This window comes from Actinocorallia sp. A-T 12471 (assembly GCF_033875155.1).
Taxonomy (GTDB): domain Bacteria; phylum Actinomycetota; class Actinomycetes; order Streptosporangiales; family Streptosporangiaceae; genus Actinocorallia.
In genome coordinates, this window is the sequence record NZ_JAWZTE010000013.1 from 206,033 (window position 1) to 223,266 (window position 17,234).

The 17,234-nt window shown below is 73.0% G+C and carries 18 protein-coding genes; 6 read left to right on the forward strand and 12 right to left on the reverse strand.

From position 1 onward, the window contains the following. Positions 1-912, reverse strand: a complete 912-nt coding sequence (locus R9X44_RS29860; RefSeq protein WP_319817667.1) for a LysR family transcriptional regulator — start codon at positions 910-912, stop codon at positions 1-3. Positions 913-1,018: 106 nt separating this feature from the next. Here R9X44_RS29860 and R9X44_RS29865 point away from each other — a divergent pair, with 106 nt between their 5' ends. Both R9X44_RS29865 and R9X44_RS29870 read left to right on the forward strand, forming a co-directional pair. Then, on the forward strand, positions 1,019-1,957 hold the full coding sequence (locus R9X44_RS29865) for an EamA family transporter (RefSeq protein ID WP_319817668.1): 939 nt from the start codon (positions 1,019-1,021) through the stop codon (positions 1,955-1,957). A gap of 41 nt (positions 1,958-1,998) precedes the next feature. Next, positions 1,999-4,818: a BTAD domain-containing putative transcriptional regulator gene (locus R9X44_RS29870; RefSeq protein WP_319817669.1), complete on the forward strand. Its 2,820-nt coding sequence runs from the start codon at positions 1,999-2,001 to the stop codon at positions 4,816-4,818. Positions 4,819-4,824: 6 nt separating this feature from the next. Here the strand turns inward: R9X44_RS29870 and R9X44_RS29875 are convergent, their stop codons facing one another. The 6 genes from R9X44_RS29875 to R9X44_RS29900 form a co-directional block, all read right to left on the reverse strand. Continuing rightward, positions 4,825-5,265, reverse strand: coding sequence for a hypothetical protein (locus tag R9X44_RS29875; RefSeq protein WP_319817670.1), 441 nt, complete (start codon positions 5,263-5,265; stop codon positions 4,825-4,827). Continuing rightward, entirely contained in the window at positions 5,262-5,693 is a 432-nt protein-coding gene (locus R9X44_RS29880; protein WP_319817671.1) for a hypothetical protein, read from the reverse strand. Before R9X44_RS29880 ends, R9X44_RS29875 begins: the two co-directional genes overlap by 4 nt. A 174-nt stretch (positions 5,694-5,867) precedes the next feature. Further along, a complete protein-coding gene (gene dmpG, locus R9X44_RS29885; protein WP_319817672.1) occupies positions 5,868-6,908 on the reverse strand; it encodes a 4-hydroxy-2-oxovalerate aldolase in 1,041 nt (346 codons plus the stop codon). Continuing rightward, positions 6,905-7,852, reverse strand: coding sequence for an acetaldehyde dehydrogenase (acetylating) (locus R9X44_RS29890; RefSeq protein WP_319817673.1), 948 nt, complete (start codon positions 7,850-7,852; stop codon positions 6,905-6,907). The genes dmpG and R9X44_RS29890 overlap by 4 nt, the downstream gene beginning before the upstream one ends. Positions 7,853-7,861: 9 nt before the next feature. Then, positions 7,862-8,674: a 2-keto-4-pentenoate hydratase gene (locus R9X44_RS29895; protein WP_319817674.1), complete on the reverse strand. Its 813-nt coding sequence runs from the start codon at positions 8,672-8,674 to the stop codon at positions 7,862-7,864. A gap of 115 nt (positions 8,675-8,789) precedes the next feature. Beyond that, positions 8,790-9,569: an IclR family transcriptional regulator gene (locus tag R9X44_RS29900; RefSeq protein ID WP_319817675.1), complete on the reverse strand. Its 780-nt coding sequence runs from the start codon at positions 9,567-9,569 to the stop codon at positions 8,790-8,792. A 135-nt stretch (positions 9,570-9,704) separates the two neighbouring features. Here R9X44_RS29900 and R9X44_RS29905 point away from each other — a divergent pair, with 135 nt between their 5' ends. Both R9X44_RS29905 and R9X44_RS29910 read left to right on the forward strand, forming a co-directional pair. Next, positions 9,705-10,316, forward strand: coding sequence for a TetR/AcrR family transcriptional regulator (locus R9X44_RS29905; protein ID WP_319817676.1), 612 nt, complete (start codon positions 9,705-9,707; stop codon positions 10,314-10,316). A gap of 85 nt (positions 10,317-10,401) precedes the next feature. After that, entirely contained in the window at positions 10,402-11,283 is an 882-nt protein-coding gene (locus R9X44_RS29910; protein WP_319817677.1) for a sterol desaturase family protein, read from the forward strand. Between the two features lie 52 nt (positions 11,284-11,335). Here R9X44_RS29910 and R9X44_RS29915 read toward each other — a convergent pair whose 3' ends face one another. Together R9X44_RS29915 and R9X44_RS29920 are read right to left on the reverse strand one after the other, a co-directional pair. Then, on the reverse strand, positions 11,336-11,908 hold the full coding sequence (locus tag R9X44_RS29915; protein ID WP_319817678.1) for a TerD family protein: 573 nt from the start codon (positions 11,906-11,908) through the stop codon (positions 11,336-11,338). 72 nt (positions 11,909-11,980) lie between these two features. Next, positions 11,981-12,436 carry a TerB family tellurite resistance protein gene (locus tag R9X44_RS29920; protein WP_319817679.1) on the reverse strand — a complete coding sequence of 152 codons (456 nt, stop codon included), beginning with the start codon at positions 12,434-12,436 and terminating at the stop codon, positions 11,981-11,983. A gap of 303 nt (positions 12,437-12,739) precedes the next feature. Here R9X44_RS29920 and R9X44_RS29925 point away from each other — a divergent pair, with 303 nt between their 5' ends. Both R9X44_RS29925 and R9X44_RS29930 read left to right on the forward strand, forming a co-directional pair. Beyond that, complete coding sequence (locus tag R9X44_RS29925; protein ID WP_319817680.1) at positions 12,740-13,135, forward strand: BlaI/MecI/CopY family transcriptional regulator; 396 nt, start codon at positions 12,740-12,742, stop codon at positions 13,133-13,135. A 106-nt stretch (positions 13,136-13,241) separates the two neighbouring features. After that, positions 13,242-14,177, forward strand: coding sequence for a methionyl-tRNA formyltransferase (locus tag R9X44_RS29930; RefSeq protein WP_319817681.1), 936 nt, complete (start codon positions 13,242-13,244; stop codon positions 14,175-14,177). Here the strand turns inward: R9X44_RS29930 and R9X44_RS29935 are convergent. The 3 genes from R9X44_RS29935 to R9X44_RS29945 are packed head-to-tail and all read right to left on the reverse strand — an operon-like array spanning position 14,165 to position 17,147. Further along, entirely contained in the window at positions 14,165-15,016 is an 852-nt protein-coding gene (locus R9X44_RS29935) for an ABC transporter ATP-binding protein (protein ID WP_413774998.1), read from the reverse strand. The genes R9X44_RS29930 and R9X44_RS29935 overlap by 13 nt on opposite strands. Beyond that, the gene (locus tag R9X44_RS29940; protein WP_319817682.1) at positions 15,013-16,089 is read right to left on the reverse strand and encodes a FecCD family ABC transporter permease; all 1,077 of its coding nucleotides are present in this window, start codon (positions 16,087-16,089) and stop codon (positions 15,013-15,015) included. Before R9X44_RS29940 ends, R9X44_RS29935 begins: the two co-directional genes overlap by 4 nt. Next, positions 16,086-17,147 carry an iron ABC transporter permease gene (locus R9X44_RS29945; protein WP_319817683.1) on the reverse strand — a complete coding sequence of 354 codons (1,062 nt, stop codon included), beginning with the start codon at positions 17,145-17,147 and terminating at the stop codon, positions 16,086-16,088. The genes R9X44_RS29940 and R9X44_RS29945 overlap by 4 nt, the downstream gene beginning before the upstream one ends. Positions 17,148-17,234: the final 87 nt, after the last annotated feature.

Here is a 17,234-nt window from a genome sequence, read left to right on the forward strand (position 1 = left end):
TCACGCTCCGTCGAGCGTCAGCGCGCCGCGCAGGGCGGCAAGGGAGTCCGCGAGCGCCGCGCGGAAGGCCGTGACGGCAGGGTGCCGCTCCGCGCCCTCGCGGACGGCGGTGAAGATCGTGCGGGCAGGCGCGCCGGGCAGGGCGAGCAGCCGGGGCGGCCCGGGGATCGACGCCCACAGCAGGTCGGGCAGGATCGAGGCGGCGTGCCCGGTCTCCACGAGCCGCGCGTGCAGCAGCATGTCGGTCGACTCGAACCGCACGTCCGGCTCGAACCCGGCGCTGCGGCACACGCCCTGCGCCCAGCGGCGCGGGGCGGTCCCGACGGGTTCCATCGCCCAGGGCGCGTCGGCGAGGTCGGCGAGGCCGTCGGCGGCGAAGGAGTCGGGGACGGCCAGGCGCAGCGGGTCGCGGTCCAGCGGGCGCAGGGTCAGGCCGGGCAGTCTCGGCTGCGGCTCCTCGGGGTAGTCCTCCCCCACGACGAGGTCGAAGTCACGGGCCTGGAGCGCGGGCAGCGCCTGTTCGGGGTCGAGCTGGCGGACCCGGGCGCGCAGCCCCGGATGGGCGACGGCCAGGGCCGACACCGCCGCGGGGACGAGGGCGAGCGCTGCGGTCTGGAAGACCGCGACCCTGATCTGCCCGGTGATCTCCCGCAGGGACGCGGCGAGCTCGGCCTCGGCGAGTTCGAGCTGGCCGAGGACCTTCTCGGTGTGCCGGACGAGGATCTCGGCCTGCTCGGTCAGCCTGACCCTGCGGCCGACCCGTTCCAGCAGCACTACGCCGGTCTCGGACTCCAGCTGGGCGAGCTGCTGTGAGATCGCCGACGGGCTGTAGGACAGCGCCTCGGCGACCGCCGCGAGCGTCCCGCGCAGGCGCAGTTCGCGCAGCAGCCGCAGCCTGTGCAGGTCGAGCACGCCGCCCCTCCATTCATCAGTTCAGCTTAACGATATAGCGCAGAAACATGCGCTGGACCTGAACTAACGCGGCATCGGACGATGGCGGCACCACAGTCCGGTACCCATGACAGGAAGCAGAGCCGTGAACCTCCCCGCGCACCCGTCCCGTGGCGGCGCAGCCGTCGGCGTCGCGCTGATGCTGACGTCGGTCATGTCGCTCCAGGCGGGCGCGGCGGTGTCGGCCTCGCTGTTCCCGCGCGTCGGCCCGGCCGGGACCACCGCGCTGCGGCTCGCGCTCGCCTCGCTGCTCCTGCTCGCCGTCACCCGTCCCGACGTGCGCCGCTGGGACGGGCACCGGGTGCGGTCGGCGCTGCTGCTCGGCGTCACGATGGCCGGGATGAACGGGTTCTTCTACGAGGCCATCGCCCGTATCCCGCTCGGCACCGCGGTCACGATCCAGTTCGTCGGGCCGCTCGCGCTCGCCGCGCTGCTGTCCCGGCGCGGCCGCGACCTGCTGCCGGTCGCGGCGGCCGTCGCGGGCGTCGTCCTGCTCGGCGTCCAGCACCCGCCGACGGGCCAGCTCGACCGGGCGGGCGTCGCGTTCGCGCTCCTCGCCGGGCTGTTCTGGGCCGCGTACGTCGTCGCGGGCTCGCGGATGGCCGCGACGGGGACGGGCCCCGGCGGCCTCGCGGCGGCCATGGGCGTCGCGGCGGTGATCACCCTGCCGTTCGGCGCGGTGAGCGCGGGCACCGCCCTGCTCGATCCCGCGATCCTCGCCTTCGGGGTGCTCATCGCGGTCATGGCGTCGGCGATCCCCTATGTCGCGGAGCTCGCCGCGCTGTCCCGGCTGCCGAAGCGGACCTTCAGCGTGCTGCTCGCGCTGGAGCCCGCCGCCGCCGCGCTCGTCGGCGCGCTGTTCCTCGCCCAGCCGCTGACCCTTCCCGTCGTGGCGGCGATCATGCTCGTCCTGCTCGCGGCGACGGCGTCGGCGCTGCTCGCCGAACCCGTCGGGCGGCGGCCCGCGCCCGAGGCCGAGACGCGCCGGCTCGTCGCGACGGGCTGACCCGCAATGCCGCCTTTGAGCTGGACTGGGGGAGTTCTCCGGTGGCATTCTTGGGAGGTTCGGTCGGGCTGAGGCGGGGGCTGCGCGTGCTTGTGGGGATCGGGGTCCTCGGGCCGATGACGGCGAGCGTCGACGGGCGGCGAGTGGCGCTCGGCGGCCTGCGGCAGCGCGCCGTGCTCGCGGTGCTCGTCGCGGCGGGCGGCCGCGCCGTCTCCGAGGAACGCCTGCTCGCCGACGTGTGGGGCGACGGCGACCCCCCGGGCAGCGGGACGCTCAAGTCGTACGTGTCGGTCCTGCGCAGAATCCTCGAGCCCGGAAGGGCCTCGGGCGAGGCGGCCCGCCTGATCGTCCGGGAGGGCAACGGCTATCTGCTGCGGCCCGGGTCCGCCGAGGTCGACGCCGAGACGTTCGCCGCGCGGGCCACCGAGGGCGCCGACCTCCTGGCGGCGGGAGAGGCCGCCAAGGCGGTCCCGGTGCTGCGCGAGGCGCTCGCGCTGTGGCGGGGCGAGCCTTACGCGGAGTTCGGCGACCTGCCCTTCGCCGCGCCGGAGCGGGCCCGTCTTGAGGGACTGCGACTGACCGCCACCGAACACCTGTACGAGGCCCGGCTTGCGCTGGGCGGGCACGGCGCGCTCATCGGCGACCTCGACAAGCACACCCTGGAGAACCCGCTCAGCGAACGCGGCTGGGAGTTGCTGGCGACCGCCCTGTACCGGGCCGGACGCCAGGGCGACGCCCTCGCCGCGCTGCGCAGGGCGCGGGCGGTCCTCGCCGAGGAGCTCGGCATCGACCCCGGCCCCGCGCTGCGCCGCCTTGAGGCCGCGATCCTCGCCCAGGAGGAGCAGGTCGGCGCGGAGCCCGCCGCCCCTGCGACGCCGCGCGGCCGCAACCTGCCGCACGCGCTGTCCCGGTTCGTCGGGCGGGCGGGCGAGCCCGCCAAGGTCGAAGCGCTGCTTGCCGAGCACCGCCTGGTCACCCTGACGGGCCCCGGCGGCATCGGCAAGACCCGCCTCGCGCTGGAGACGGCGAGGGCCCGCCCCGACGCCGACGGACCGTGGCTGGTGGAGCTCGCCGAGCTCGAGGACCCGACGCTGCTCGCCGCGACCCTCGCGGGCGTCCTCGGCATCACCGGGGCGACCACCCCCGAACGGCTCGGCGACGTGCTCGGCGACCGTGAACTCCTGCTCGTGCTCGACAACTGCGAACATCTCGTCGCCGAGGTACGCGCGGCGGTCGGGGCGCTGCTGACCCGCGCGGGCGGCCTGCGGGTCCTCGCCACCAGCCGCGAGACGCTGAACCTGCCCGGCGAGGCCGTCTACGAGGTGCGGCCGCTGCCCGCCGACGAGGGCCGCGAGCTGTTCGTCGCGCGGGCCGCCGCGGCGCTGCCGGGCTGGGAGCCGTCCGCCGAGGAGGACCTCCATCTGCGCGCGCTGTGCCGGGAGCTCGACGGGCTGCCGCTGGCGATCGAGCTCGCCGCCGCCCAGTGCCGTGTCCTTTCGGTGCGGCAGATCGCCGAGGCGCTGGACGACAGGTTCGCCGTCCTGCGCGACGGCCCTGGCCCCAACCGGCACCGCACGCTGCGCGCCACGGTCGAGTGGAGCTACGACAGGCTGACCCCCGCCGAGCAGAAGGTCCTGCACCGGCTCGGCGTCTTCGCCTCCGCCTTCGACCTCGACGCCGCCGCCGCGATCTGCGGCCGTCAGGTCCTGCCGGAGCTGAGCGCGCTCGTCCGCAAGTCGCTCGTCACCGTCGAGGCGGGCACCGCGCCGCGCCGCTACCGGCTGCTGGAGACGATCCGCGAGTTCACCGGCGGACGGCTCGACCCCGACGTGCAGGCCGCGCACCGGGCGTGGGTGCTCGGCGAGGCCGAGGCCGCCGCGCCGCAGCTGCGCGGGCACAGGTCGGCGGCGGTCGTGCGCAGGCTGCACGCGCAGCAGCCCGAGCACAGGTTCGCGCTGACGTCGGCGCTACTGGTCGGCGACGGCGACTACGCGCTGCGGCTGTCGGGGCAGCTCAGCTGGTTCTGGTACGCGCAGGGCATCGTCGCCGAGGGGCTCGGCTGGATCAAGTCGGCGATCCAGCTCAGCCCGTCGGCCGGACCCGATCTGCGGGCCCCGACGTTGCTCGCCGAGGCGCGGTTGTCGTATCTCGCGGGCGACTTCCCGAACGCGCGCCGCGCCGCCGACGACGCCATCCGGGCGGGCCACGCCCTTGACGACCCCGAGGTCATCGCCGAGGCGATGCTGCACCGCGCCCTGTTCGACGCGCTGTGCGGCGCGACCGACTTCCTCGACCTGGCCCGCGCGGGCCTTGAGCAGGCGCGTGAGCTGCGGGCCGACTGGCTCGTCGCCGAGGGACTGATGATCGTCGGGATGCTGCTGCGGTTCGCCGGGCTGATCACCGAGGCGCGCGCGCATCTCGCCGAGTCCGTCGAGGTGGCGGGCAAGACCGGATATGTGTTCATCCACTGCTCGTCGCTATGGCTGCTCGCCAAGATCGACCTCGATCTCGGCTCGCCGGAACTCGCCCTCACCAGCGGCTGGGACATGCTGCTGCGGCTCGACGAAAACGGCGACGTCACCTCGTGGGTCGTCGCGGTGCACACCCTCGCCGCCGCGCTCACCATGGCGGGCCGCCCTGCCGACGGGGCCACGCTGCTCGGCGCGGCCGACCATCACGGCTCACGCGTCGGCTTCTCCCCCGTCGAGATGGACCCGCTCGACGCGCCGCGCCAGGCCGCCATGGTCCGCGAGGGTCTGCCCGCCGAGGAGTTCCAGGCGAGCTACAACCGGGGCCGCTCGCTCACCCGCACCGAGATCCGCGCCCTCGCCGAGTCCTGGCGCGCCACCCGCACCGCCTGAGCGGCGTCAGGACGGCGCGAAGGCCGACGACGCGCTCCGGTGCGCCCGCGCCGCGGCGAAGACCGCGACGCACAGCTCGGCGTCCGCGTCGGCGACGAGGTCGAACACTGCGGTGCGCCGCGCGAGCCCGTGCCGGACGACGCCGAGCCGACGGTCCCCCACGCTGATGACGTAGCGGGTGGCGAAGACGTCGGCCTTGACCGTCCACGGCTCCGCGTCGGCGAGGCGCGCGGTGAACACACGGCTGGTGAACCCGGGCGGCTCGGCTGTCAGCTCGCCGACGCGGAACCCGTCGCGCAGCAGCGCCACGGGCTCACCGGGCACGGCCTGCACGACGCTCAGCGAGGAGCCCGCGGCCGGGTGGACGGCGGCGAGCCCGGGTCCTGAGTACTCGACGCGGCCCAGCGGGTCGCCGGCGGGGGTCGCGCAGCGCACGAACGCCGTCACCGTTCCGCGCGCAGGGTCAGCGCGGTGAGGCCGCTGAGGCTCCGCGCCCCGCACCGGTCCCCCGGCACGGCCAGCTGCGGGCCCTCGTCGTCCAGCGCGACGCCGTCGCGGACGAGCGCGAGCAGGACGGGCACCGCACCGAAGTCCGGATCGAGCTCACCCCACGACAGGACGACGCGATGCCCGTCGGACGCCTCGACGGACACCAGATAGCGCAGCCGGTTCAGCCGGTCCCCGTACGCGTGCTCGGGGTCGGCCGCGGCGACGACGTCGCGCAGCAGCGGCCCGCTGAACGTGTGCGGCCGCTCCCCCTTGTTCCCGCAGGAGAACACAAGGTCTGACGTGTGCTGGGGCAGCGCCCTGAGGTCAGCGGTCCGCAGCACCCCGGGAGCACGCACCTCCCCACCGATCCGCACGCCACCCGCCAAGACCGTCTCCTTCCCGCATCTTCCAGGATAATCGCCACTTTGCGGCCGCATCATCCAGGAACACTCAGGAGACATCCTACGGTTTGCCAGGCCCGCCCCGCCCGGCCTTCCGTCGGCATCTCAAAGGGCCCCCGGGGGAGATCCCCGGGGGCCCGTCGGAAAGCCGGACTGAGCTCAGGCCCCGGCGGCCTGCGCCTTCAGGTCGAGCGCGATGTCGATGATCATGTCCTCTTGGCCGCCGACCAGGTTGCGGCGGCCGACCTCGACAAGGATGGTCCGGACGTCGATGCCGAAGCGCGCCGAGGCGGCCTCCGCGTGCCGGAGGAAGCTCGAGTAGACGCCCGCGTAACCGAGCGTCAGCGTCTCGCGGTCCACCTGGACCGGACGGTCCTGCAACGGCCGGACGAGGTCGTCGGCGGCGTCCTGGAGGGCGAACAGGTCACAGCCGTGCTGCCAGCCCTGGAGGTTCGCCACCGCGATGAACGGCTCGATCGGGGCGTTGCCCGCGCCCGCGCCGTGCCCGGCCAGCGACGCGTCGACCCGGGTGACGCCCTCCTCGACCGCGACGACCGAGTTCGCGACCGACAGCGACAGGTTCTGGTGGGCGTGGATGCCGATCTCGGTCTCCGGGTTCAGCACCCGCTTGTAGGCGCGGACCCGGTCGCGGACGCCGTCCATGGTGAGGCGGCCGCCGGAGTCCGTCACATAGACGCAGTGCGCGCCGTAGGACTCCATGAGCTTGGCCTGTTCGGCGAGCTTCTCGGCGGGGGCCATGTGGCTCATCATGAGGAAGCCCGACACGTCCATGCCGAGGTCGCGGGCCGCCGCGATGTGCTGGGCGGAGATGTCGGCCTCGGTGCAGTGCGTCGCGATCCGGATCGAGCGGACGCCCAGGGAGTAGGCGTGCTTCAGCTCCTCGATCGTGCCGATGCCCGGCAGCAGCAGCGTCGTCAGCTTCGCGCGGGAGATGTTCGCGGCGGCGGCCTCGATCCACTCCCAGTCGGTGTGCGAGCCTGGGCCGTAGTTGACGCTGCCGCCCGCGAGGCCGTCGCCGTGCGCGACCTCGATGGCGTCGACGCCCGCCGCGTCGAGCGCGGCGACGATCTTCGCGACGTTCTCGGGGTCGATCCGGTGCCGGACGGCGTGCATGCCGTCCCGCAGGGTGACGTCCTGGATGTACAGCTTCGGGGCCATCTTCGCGTTCTCCGTGCTCATCGCGCGACCTCCGCGAACCGCTCGGCGGCGCGCAGGGCGGCGGAGGTCATGATGTCGAGGTTGCCGGCGTAAGCGGGCAGGTAGTGGGCCGCGCCCTCGACCTCGAGGAACACCTGGACCTTGGTGGTGACGGGCGGCGCGCCCTCGGGCAGCAGGGTGTGCACGGGCTCGTCGGCGGCGATCGGCGTGAACTGGACCTCCTGCTTCAGCCGGTAGCCGGGGACGTACTCGGCGACCTCGCCGACGATCTTCTCGACCGACGCGCGGATCTCGCCCTGGTCGGCGTCGCCGATGAGCGCGAACACCGTGTCCCGCATGATCATGGGCGGCTCGGCCGGGTTGAGGATGATGATCGCCTTGCCGCGCCCCGCGCCGCCGACCTGCTCGATCGCCTTCGACGTGGTCTCGGTGAACTCGTCGATGTTGGCCCGGGTGCCGGGGCCCGCCGAGCGCGACGAGATCGACGCGACGATCTCGGCGTAGGCGACGGGCGTCACCCGGGAGATCGCGTGCACGATCGGGATGGTGGCCTGGCCGCCGCACGTCACCATGTTGACGTTGTCGGCGTCGGCCTCGAGGTGCTCCTCGAGGTTCACGACCGGGACGACGTACGGGCCGATCGCGGCGGGGGTGAGGTCCACGAGCTTCTTGCCGTACGGCTTCAGGGCCTCGGCGTTGGCGAGGTGGGCCTTGGCGGAGGTGGCGTCGAAGACGATGTCGATGTCGGCGAACCCGTCCATCGCGATGAGGCCGTCGACGCCCTCGTGGGTCGTGGGGACCTTGAGGCGGCGGGCGCGGGCGAGGCCGTCGGAGTCGGGGTCGATGCCGACCATCGCGCCCATCTCCAGGGTCTTCGACAGCCGGATCACCTTGATCATCAGGTCGGTTCCGATGTTGCCGGAGCCGATCACCGCGACCTTCAGCTTCTTCACTTCGGTGCTCATCGGGTCTCCTTACTTGGCGAAGGCCGCGGTGACGGTGCCGAGCGCGGAAAGCTCGGCGCGGATCACGCTGCCGGGGGTGACGGGGACCATCGGGCCGAGCGCGCCGGACAGGATCACCTGGCCGGCGCGCAGCGGCTCGCCGAGGTCGCGGGCGGTGCGGGCGAGCCAGGCGAGGGCCGCCAGCGGGTCGCCGAGGCACGCCGCGCCGGTGCCCTGGGAGGCCAGGGCGTCGTCGGCGTACAGCTCCATGACGACGTCGATCGGCGCGAAGTCGTCAAGGGCGAGCCGCTTGTCCCCGAGGACGTACAGCGCGCTTGAGCCGTTGTCGGCGATGGTGTCGGTGATGGTGATGTCCCAGTTCGCGACGCGGCTGTCGACGATCTCCAGGGCGGCGACCGCGTAGTCGACGGCGTGGCGGACCTCGTCGGGGCCGTTGACCTCGCCGTCGAGGTCGGCCTTCAGCACGAACGCGACCTCGGCCTCGACCTTCGGCTGGAGCAGCCCGCCGGTGGCGATCTCCGTGCCGGAGACGTCCATGTCGGCGAACAGCACGCCGAAGTCCGGCTGGTCGACCCCCAGCTGCTTCTGCACGGCCGGGGAGGTCAGGCCGATCTTGCGGCCGGACACGACGGCGCCCTTGGCGGTGCGGCCGTCGGCGAGCCGCTGCTGGACGGCGTAGGCCAGCGCGAGGTCGGTCGTGCCGAGCAGGTCGCGTACTGGCGCGCAGGGGACGAGCTCGTCCTGGGCTGCGGCGAGGCGCGCCGCGGCTGCGGTGACCGCGGCTTCGCGGTCCTTGCCGGTCGGGGTGGCGTCGTGCGTCATCACGGTCCTCGGGTAGGTGGGATGACTCCACGATCACCGACCGCACCGCCCCCGTGGCACCTTGATGTTCCACTCAGCGGAACCCTTTTCGCGCACGCCCCGCTGGCCGGGCCCTTCAGTCGCGGTCGGCGATCAGCGCGGCGCGCCGCGCGAGCGTCCCCGCGATGCCCGCGGCGGCGGCCTTCACCGACGCCTGGTGCGCCTCGGGCCGGAACCGCGCGACGGGCCCGGTGACGCTGACGGCCGCGACGGGCCGGTCATAGGGGTCGAGGACGGGCGCGGCGACGCACACGATCCCCACGGCCGACTCCTCGTACTCGAAGGCCACCCCGGTCTCGGCGATCCGCTCGACCTGGCGGCGCAGCAGCCCGGGCGCGGTGATCGTCCTCGGGGTGCGCCTGACGAGTTCGCCGTCGAGGACAGCGGTCAAGGTCTCCGGCTGGGCGAACGCCAGCAGGGCCTTGCCGATCGCGGTGCAGTGCGCGGGCATCCGCCCGCCGATCCGCGACGGCGACGTGGCCTGCCGGTGCCCGCCGAGCTTGGACACGTAGACGACCTCCGCACCCTCCAGCACGCCGAGGTGGACCGTCTCATGGGTCCGCTCGTACAGGTCCTCCATGAACGGGGTCGCGACCTCCACGAGCCCGCGCTCGACCGAGGCGCGCATGCCGAGCTGGAAGACCTGCCCGCTCAGCCGGTAGCCGCGCCCGGCGCGTTCCAGGAGGCGGACGTCGACCATCTCCCCGACGATCCGGTGCAGGGTGCCCTTGGCGATGCCGGTCCGCCTGCCGAGTTCGGCGAGGCTGACGCCGTGGTCGTCGGCGGTGAACGCGTAAAGCACAGCGGCGACCTTGCCGAGCACGGATTTGGTCCCGACCTCCGGATCCCCCGACACCGCTCCCCCTCCCTTCCCCCGACGCTTGCCCCCGACGCCTGCCTCCCGCAGTCTATGGACGCCCGGAGCCGCCCGCCGGAATTGACCCTTTGGTAAGTTGCCCGTCGGGGCGGGTCCGGACAGGTGAGGGCGGGGGTGGACCGGGTGGGGAGCGCGGGGACCAAGGGGGTGCCGCGCGCGGCCCGTGAGGAGCAGATCCTCGAGGTCGCTTCGGCGGAGATCGCGCGGGTCGGCTACGCGGGCCTGTCCCCGGCGACCGTGGCGGCGGGCGCGGGGGTGTCCAAACCGCTCGTGTACGCCTACTTCGGCTCCAAGGACGCCCTGTACACGCTGTGCGTCAAGCGTTCCTCGGACGCGCTGGGCGACGCGATCGACGAGGTCGCCGCGACGATCGGCGGCCACGCGTCGTCGCTCGTGCGGGCCGAACGCACCCTGACCGCGGTGTTCACCACCCTTGAGCTGCGGCCCTACGCGTGGCGCGTGGTGTTCGACGCCTCGCACCCCGAGGAGGGCCAGGCCGCCGACGCCGCCCGCGCGGCGCGGCGGCGGATCGCCGAGCAGGCCGAGTTCGGCGTCGGCGCGTTCCTCGAAGGTCGCGGCATGACCGACCCCGGCGACGTGTCCGCGCTCACCGCCGTGTGGATGGGCGTGGTCAGCTCGCTGGTGGACTGGTGGCTGCGGCATCCGGAGGAGTCGGCGGCGGCGATGACCGAGCGCAGCAGGCGGCTGCTGACCGTCCTGTCCTAGATCCCCGCGCGTCCGCGCAGGGGCCACCCGTTGACCTTGAATTGACCCAAGGGTAAATTACCCATCGGTCAATCTTGGAGGCGCGATGCCGTCGGCGATCTGGGACCAGATCAACACACCCCTGCTCTACGCCATCCCCGTGTTCGTGGTGTCGATCGCCGTCGAGGCGCTGGCGCTGCGCGACCGGGACCGCGCGGAGACGACCGGCTACCTGGTGAAGGACGCCCGCACCAGCATCAGCATGGGCGCGGGCTCGCTCGTGTCGTCACTCGTGCTCAAGCTCACGAGCCTCGTCCTGTACGTGTACCTGTGGACCTACCTCGCGCCCTGGCACATCCCCACCGACACCTGGTGGAGCTGGGCGCTGCTCCTGCTCGCGGTGGACCTCGCCTGGTACGTCAACCACCGCTTCTCCCACCGCGTGCGCATCGGCTGGGCCGCGCACCAGGCCCACCACTCGAGCGAGTACTTCAACTTCGGCACCGCGCTCCGGCAGAAGTGGAACCCCTGGTCGGAGGCGCTGTTCTGGATTCCGCTGCCGCTGCTCGGCTTCGCGCCCTGGACGATCTACGTGGCGTTCATGATCAACCTGATCTACCAGTTCTTCACGCACACCGAGACCGTCGGGAAACTGCCGCGTCCCGTCGAGTACGTGTTCAACACGCCCTCACACCACCGCGTCCACCACGGCAGCGACCCCGAGTACCTGGACAAGAACTACGGCGGCATCCTCATCATCTGGGACCGGATGTTCGGCACCTTCCAGGAGGAACTGCACCGGCCGAAGTACGGGCTCACCAAGCCCGTCGGGACCTACAACCTGCTGAAACTCCAGTACCACGAGTACGGCAACATCATCCGTGACGTGCGCGGCGCGCGCGGCCTGCGCGCCAAGCTCGGGTATGTGTTCGCGCCGCCCGGCTGGACGCCGGAGGACGCCCCCGCGCCCGTGCCGTCACCGCGCTGATCAAGGCCCGCCGTGCGGCGGCTCCGGGGAAGGGGAGCCGCCGCCAAGCCGGTCAGGCGTGCGCCGACAGGGTCGGCAGGATCTCCTGGAAGGTGCGGCCCATCGCGGGCTCGCCGATCGCGTTCATCTTCCACGCGTCGCCGTTGCGGTAGATGCGGGCCATCACCATCGCGGTGTGCGCGCCGCCGCCGGTGAGGGTGTAGCGGGCGAGCTCCGCGCCGCCGACGTCGTCGACGAGACGGCAGAAGGCGTTGTCGACCTCGTTGAAGGTCTGGCCCTGGAAGGAGTTGACGACGAACACCAGCGACGTCACGTGGACGGGCAGGCGGGACAGGTCGACCATGACAGTCTCGTCGTCGCCGTCGCCCGCGCCGGTCCGGTTGTCGCCGGTGTGCCGGATCGAGCCGTCACGGCTGGTGAGCTGGCCGAAGTAGACGACGTCGGCGACCTGGTCGCCGGCGAACACCACGACCGTCGCGTCAAGGTCGATCTCCTGCTCGCGCGAGCCGAAGAAGCCCTTCTTCTTGACGGCGTCCCAGCCCAGGCCCATCCGGACCCGGGTGAGGCCGCCGCCCCCCGGCTTCTCCAGCGAGATCCGCTGACCCTTGACCATCGACACGGCCATGTACTGCCACCTTTCGGTTGTACTGCTCGGGTGTGCTGCTCGGGTGTGCTGGGTGTGCGTGCGCGACGCCGCTCAGACGTCGAACTCCGCGGGGTCGAGGCCGAGCGCGAAGCACGCCTCGCGCACGACGGCCCGCTCGGCTGCGTCGAAGTCGCCGTCCGCGCCGCCGATGACGATGCCGATCTGGATCACCGCGCGCGCCTCGGCGGGCTTCTTGCGCGCCTTGCCGACCTCCTGCAGGACGGTCACCTTGCCGAACGCGAAGTCCGCGGCCAGGCGGGCGCAGTTGTCCTCGAACCTGCGGCGCAGGTCGTCGGCGGGGAAGTTGGACAGCACGTCGTTGCCCGTGATGAGCGCGGCGACCCGCTGCCGCTCGCTCGGGTCGACGCTGCCGTCAGCGGCCGCGACGAGCGCGCACATCGCCATGCTCGCGTCGCGGAAGGCTCCGCTCTTCAGCTCGTTCTTCTTGGTGACGAGCTGGTCCTGCATCGTCTGGGTGGACTGCTTGATCCGGTCCCACAGCGCCATTGCCGGGTCCGCCTTCCTGTCGGGGACGATGGCGCCAGGCTACTACTACATTTGTAATAGGAGATTCGGGGGGTGCGCCTCGTCCGATGGGCCCGTCCACCGGACGCAGCGGTCGGGATGCTCACCGGGACAACGATTCGGCGGGGGAAGTCGTTTCCGCCAACGGACGCGTGTTCGGCGCGCCGGGCGCGCCGCCCGGCCGAACGAGCCGCAGATCACACCGCCTGGGCCCCGCCCGTACGGTCGAAGCAGGGGGGCCGGCGTGGAAAACTGCTGCGATCGGATGCGGTGCGGGAGGTGCGCATGGGCGGCGGAAGAAGGGCGCCCGGTGATCTGGAGCGCGAGATCATGGAGGCGCTGCAGGCGGCCGGCCACGCGCTGACGCCGCGCGAGGTCCGCGAGGCGCTCGGCGGCGCGCTCGCCTACACGACGGTGCTCACGATCCTCGTCCGCCTGGAGGGCAAGGGCGTGCTGGAGCGCGAGCGGCGCGGCCGCGCGTTCGCCTACCGCCCGGTCGCCGACGAGACCGGCCTCGCCGTCCGGCGCATGCACCAGCTCCTTGACGAGCGGCCCGACCGCGAGGTCGTGCTGACCCGCTTCCTCGGCTCGCTGTCCGACTCCGACGAGCGGCTGCTGCGCCGCATGCTCGACGACCTCGACGCCAGGGACCCCGAGACCCCGGGAGACGCCACGGCCTGACCTCCGCCGCCCCTCCTTCATCTACTACACGGGTGTAGTAAATAAGTGTAGCCTAACCTTACCTGGCGCACCCGCGCCTGCGCGCACCCCGAGAAGGAGACATTTGATGCGGGTGGTGATGTTCGGCTACCAGACCTGGGGCCACCGGACGCTCGAGGCGCTGCTCGAGCGGCACGAGGTCGTCCTCGTCGTCACCCATCCGCCCGGCGAGGGGGCCTACGAGAAGGTCTGGGGCGACTCCGTCGCCGACCTCGCCGCCGCGCACGACGTCCCGGTCCTGCTGCGCGAGCGGCCCGACGACGAGGAACTGCTCGCCAGGCTCAAGGAGGCCGACGCCGACGTCATCGTCGCGACGAACTGGCGGACCTGGATCCCCGCGTCGGTGTTCGACCTGCCGCGCCTCGGCACCCTCAACGTGCACGACTCGCTGCTGCCCAAGTACGCGGGCTTCTCCCCGCTCATCTGGGCCCTCATCAACGGCGAGAAGGAGGTCGGCGTCACCGCGCACATGATGGACGCCGAACTCGACGCCGGGGACATCGTCCTGCAGCGCGCGGTGCCCGTCGGCGACCGCGACACCTCCGCCGACCTGTTCCACAAGACCCTCGCGCTGTTCGGGCCGATCACCCTCGACGCGCTCGACCTCATCGCCACCGGCCGCACCGACTGGACCAAGCAGGACCGCTCCCAGGCGAGCTTCTTCCACAAGCGCGCCGACCGGGACTGCCACATCGACTGGACCTGGAGCGCGGAAGAGCTCGACCGTCTCGTCCGGGCCCAGTACGACCCGTATCCGAACGCGTACTGCCACCACAACGGCAAGCGGCTCAGGATCGTCAAGGCGTCGGTCTCGCAGGGGGTGTACGGCGGCACGCCGGGCCGGATCTTCATCCGCGAGGGCGACGGCGTCGTCATCGTCGCCGGGGCCGAGGCGCGGCGCGGCCGCAGCCGGGGCCTGCTGGTCGAGCGGGTCCGCACCGAGGACGGCGTGGAGCTCGCCGCCGCCGACCACTTCACCAGGATGGGCGGCTACCTGACCTGAGCCGCGCGGCCCGCCCTCGCGAGCGGCACCACCATCGGGGTGCCGGTCTCGGGGTCGGGCAGCACCCGGCACGGCAGCCCGAAGACCTCGCGCACGAGGTCGGCGGTGACGACGTCGTGCGGCGCGCCCTGCGCCACCACCCTTCCCTCGCTCATGACGACGAGGTCGGTGGCGTAGCGGCACGCCTGGTTAATGTCGTGCAGCACGAGCACGAGCGTGCTGCCGCCCTCCTCGTGCAGGTCGGCGCACAGGTCGAGCACCTCGATCTGGTGGGCGACGTCGAGGAACGTGGTGGGCTCGTCGAGGAGCACGATCGGGGTGCCCTGGGCGAGCACCATCGCCAGCCACACCCGCTGGCGCTGGCCGCCGGACAGCTCGTCCACGAACCTGTCGGCGAGACCGGCGACGCCGGTCCTGCGCATCGCGTCGAGCGTGGCGCGCTCGTCGTCGGCCGACCACTGGCGCAGCATCCGCTGGTGCGGGTAGCGGCCGCGCGCGACGAGGTCGGCGACGATGATGCCGCTCGGCGCGGTCGAGGTCTGCGGCAGCAGCCCGATCTCGCGGGCCACCTTGCGGGTCGGCAGCGCCGCGATCGCCGCGCCGTCGAGCAGGACCGCGCCCGCCGACGGACGGGTGATGCGGGCCAGCGCCTTGAGCAGGGTCGACTTGCCGCACGCGTTCGGGCCGATGATCACGGTGAACGACCCGTCGCGGACGTCGAGGCCGAGTTCGCGCGCGACGACGCGCTCGTCGTAGGCGAGGGTCACGTTCTGCGCGCGCAACCGGGCGTCTGGCTGCGCCGCCTCCTTGGCGGTCGGCACCGTGGTCGTCACCGTCATCCTCCCTTGCGCCATTCCCGGCTGAGCAGCCAGGCGAGGTAGAGCCCGCCGACCGCGCCCGTGGCGACGCCCACGGGCAGCTGGACCGGCGCGAACAGCCGCTGCCCGACGAGGTCGGCCACCACGGTCAGCAGCGCGCCGGTGAGCGCCGACAGCATCGGCGGCGGCGCGCCGCGCCGGGCGACGCGGCGGGCGATCTGGGGCGCGGCGAGAGCGACGAACACGATCGGCCCCGCCGCCGCCACGGCCGTCGCGGTGAGGCCGACGCCGCAGGCCACGAGGGCGAGCCTCGTCCGTTCGACGGGCACGCCGAGCGCGGTCGCCGCCTCGTCGCCCATCTCCATGGCCGCCGTGCCGCGCCCGAGCGCGACCGTCGCGGCGAGCAGGACGATGAGGGGGATCCACAGGGGTCCGACCTCGTCCCAGCCGCGTCCGCTGACGCTGCCGATCAGCCACATCTGGGCGTCCTGCGCCTGCTGGAGCGAGGCACGGCTGAGCAGGAACGAGTTCGCGGCCATGAGCACCGCGTTGACGCCGATGCCGACGAGGACGAGCCGGTCGCCGCGCATCCCGCGCCGGAAGGCGAGGCTGTAGACGGCGACGGCGGTGACGAGGCCGCCGAGCACCGCGCCGGTCGGCGCGCCCAGCGCGAGCGAGGGGAACACCAGCAGGGCGAGCAGCGCGCCGGTGGCCGCGCCGGTGGTGAACCCGATGATCTCGGGGCTGCCGAGCGGGTTGCGCGACACGCTCTGGAAGATCGCGCCCGCGGTGCCGAGCGCCGCGCCGACGCCGATCGCGACAAGCAGGCGGGGCAGCCGGAACCGTCCGACGATGAGTTCGAGGCCGGGCGGTCCCTCGCCGAGCACGGTGCGGACGACGTCGGCCGGGGTGGCCGGGTAGTCGCCCGTCATCAGCGCGGCGACCGAGGCGGCCAGCAGCAGCGCGAGCAGGAGCAGGCCCGTCGCGACCGCGCGGGGGGACAGGCGGCCCGACAGCCGCCCGGAGGCGACCCGGACGGTCAATCCGGGCATCCGGCCGGACGGGCGCGCGGTCTTCGCCGTCGTGCCGGTCACAGCTGCGCGATCCTGCGACGGCGGCACAGCGCGATGAACACGGGCGCGCCGAGGAACGCCATGACCACCCCGACCTCAACTTCCGTGGGGGCCGCCACGATCCTTCCGAGGACGTCGGCGGCGACGATGAGCAGCGCGGCGAGCACCGCGGAGTAGGGCAGCACCCAGCGGTTGTCGGGGCCGGTGACCAGGCGCGCCATGTGCGGGACGGCGAGGCCGACGAATCCGATCGGCCCGGCGATCGCGGTCGCGCCGCCGCACAGCAGCGTCACCGCGAGCGCCCCGGCCACGCGGACCTGCCCCGCCGGGACGCCGAGCGCCTTGCCGGTCTCCTCGCCGAGCGCGAGCGCGTTGAGGCCGCGGCCGAGGCCGAACGCGATGAGCGCGCCGCTCGCGATGAACGGGCCGACCTCCCACAGCAGGGACAGTTCACGGCCCGCGAGCGACCCGACGACCCAGAAGCGGTACTTGTCGAACGCCTGGCCGTCGAGGAGCAGCAGCGCCGCGACGCACGCGGTGAGGGCGGCGGAGACGGCCGCTCCGGCGAGGACCATGCGCTCGGGGTTGACCGCGCGGCCGCTCGCGCCGAGCAGGTACACCACGACCGACGCGACGGCCGAGCCGGCGAGCGCGAACCACACGTACACCCACGCCTGGGTGATGCCGAGCAGGGAGATCGCGACGACCACCGCCATCGCCGCGCCGATCTCGACGCCGAGCAGGCCGGGGTCGGCGAGCGGGTTGCGGGTGAGCGCCTGCATCAGCGCTCCCGCGAGGCCCAGGCCGGCGCCGACGAGCACGGCAAGGAGCGTGCGCGGCAGCCGCAGATGCCGGACGATGTGGGCGGCCTCGCTCCCGTCGTCGGCGCGCAGCGCGTCCCACACGGTGTGCAGCGGCAGGTCGCGCGCGCCGACCGCGAGGCTCAGCGCGCACAGCGCGACGAGGAGCACGACCGCGCCGAGCAGGCCCGCGGCGAGGGCCGACGCGCGCGCGGCCCGATGGACTGACGGGTCGGCTGGGGGCGCGGCGAAGACCGCCGCACTGGTCCGTCCTGTCACACCCGACCCGCTTTCTCCTACATCCCTGTAGTTGACTAAGGTAAGGCTAACAATAGTTTAAGGATTCCTTCGGGAGGCTGAGCGTGA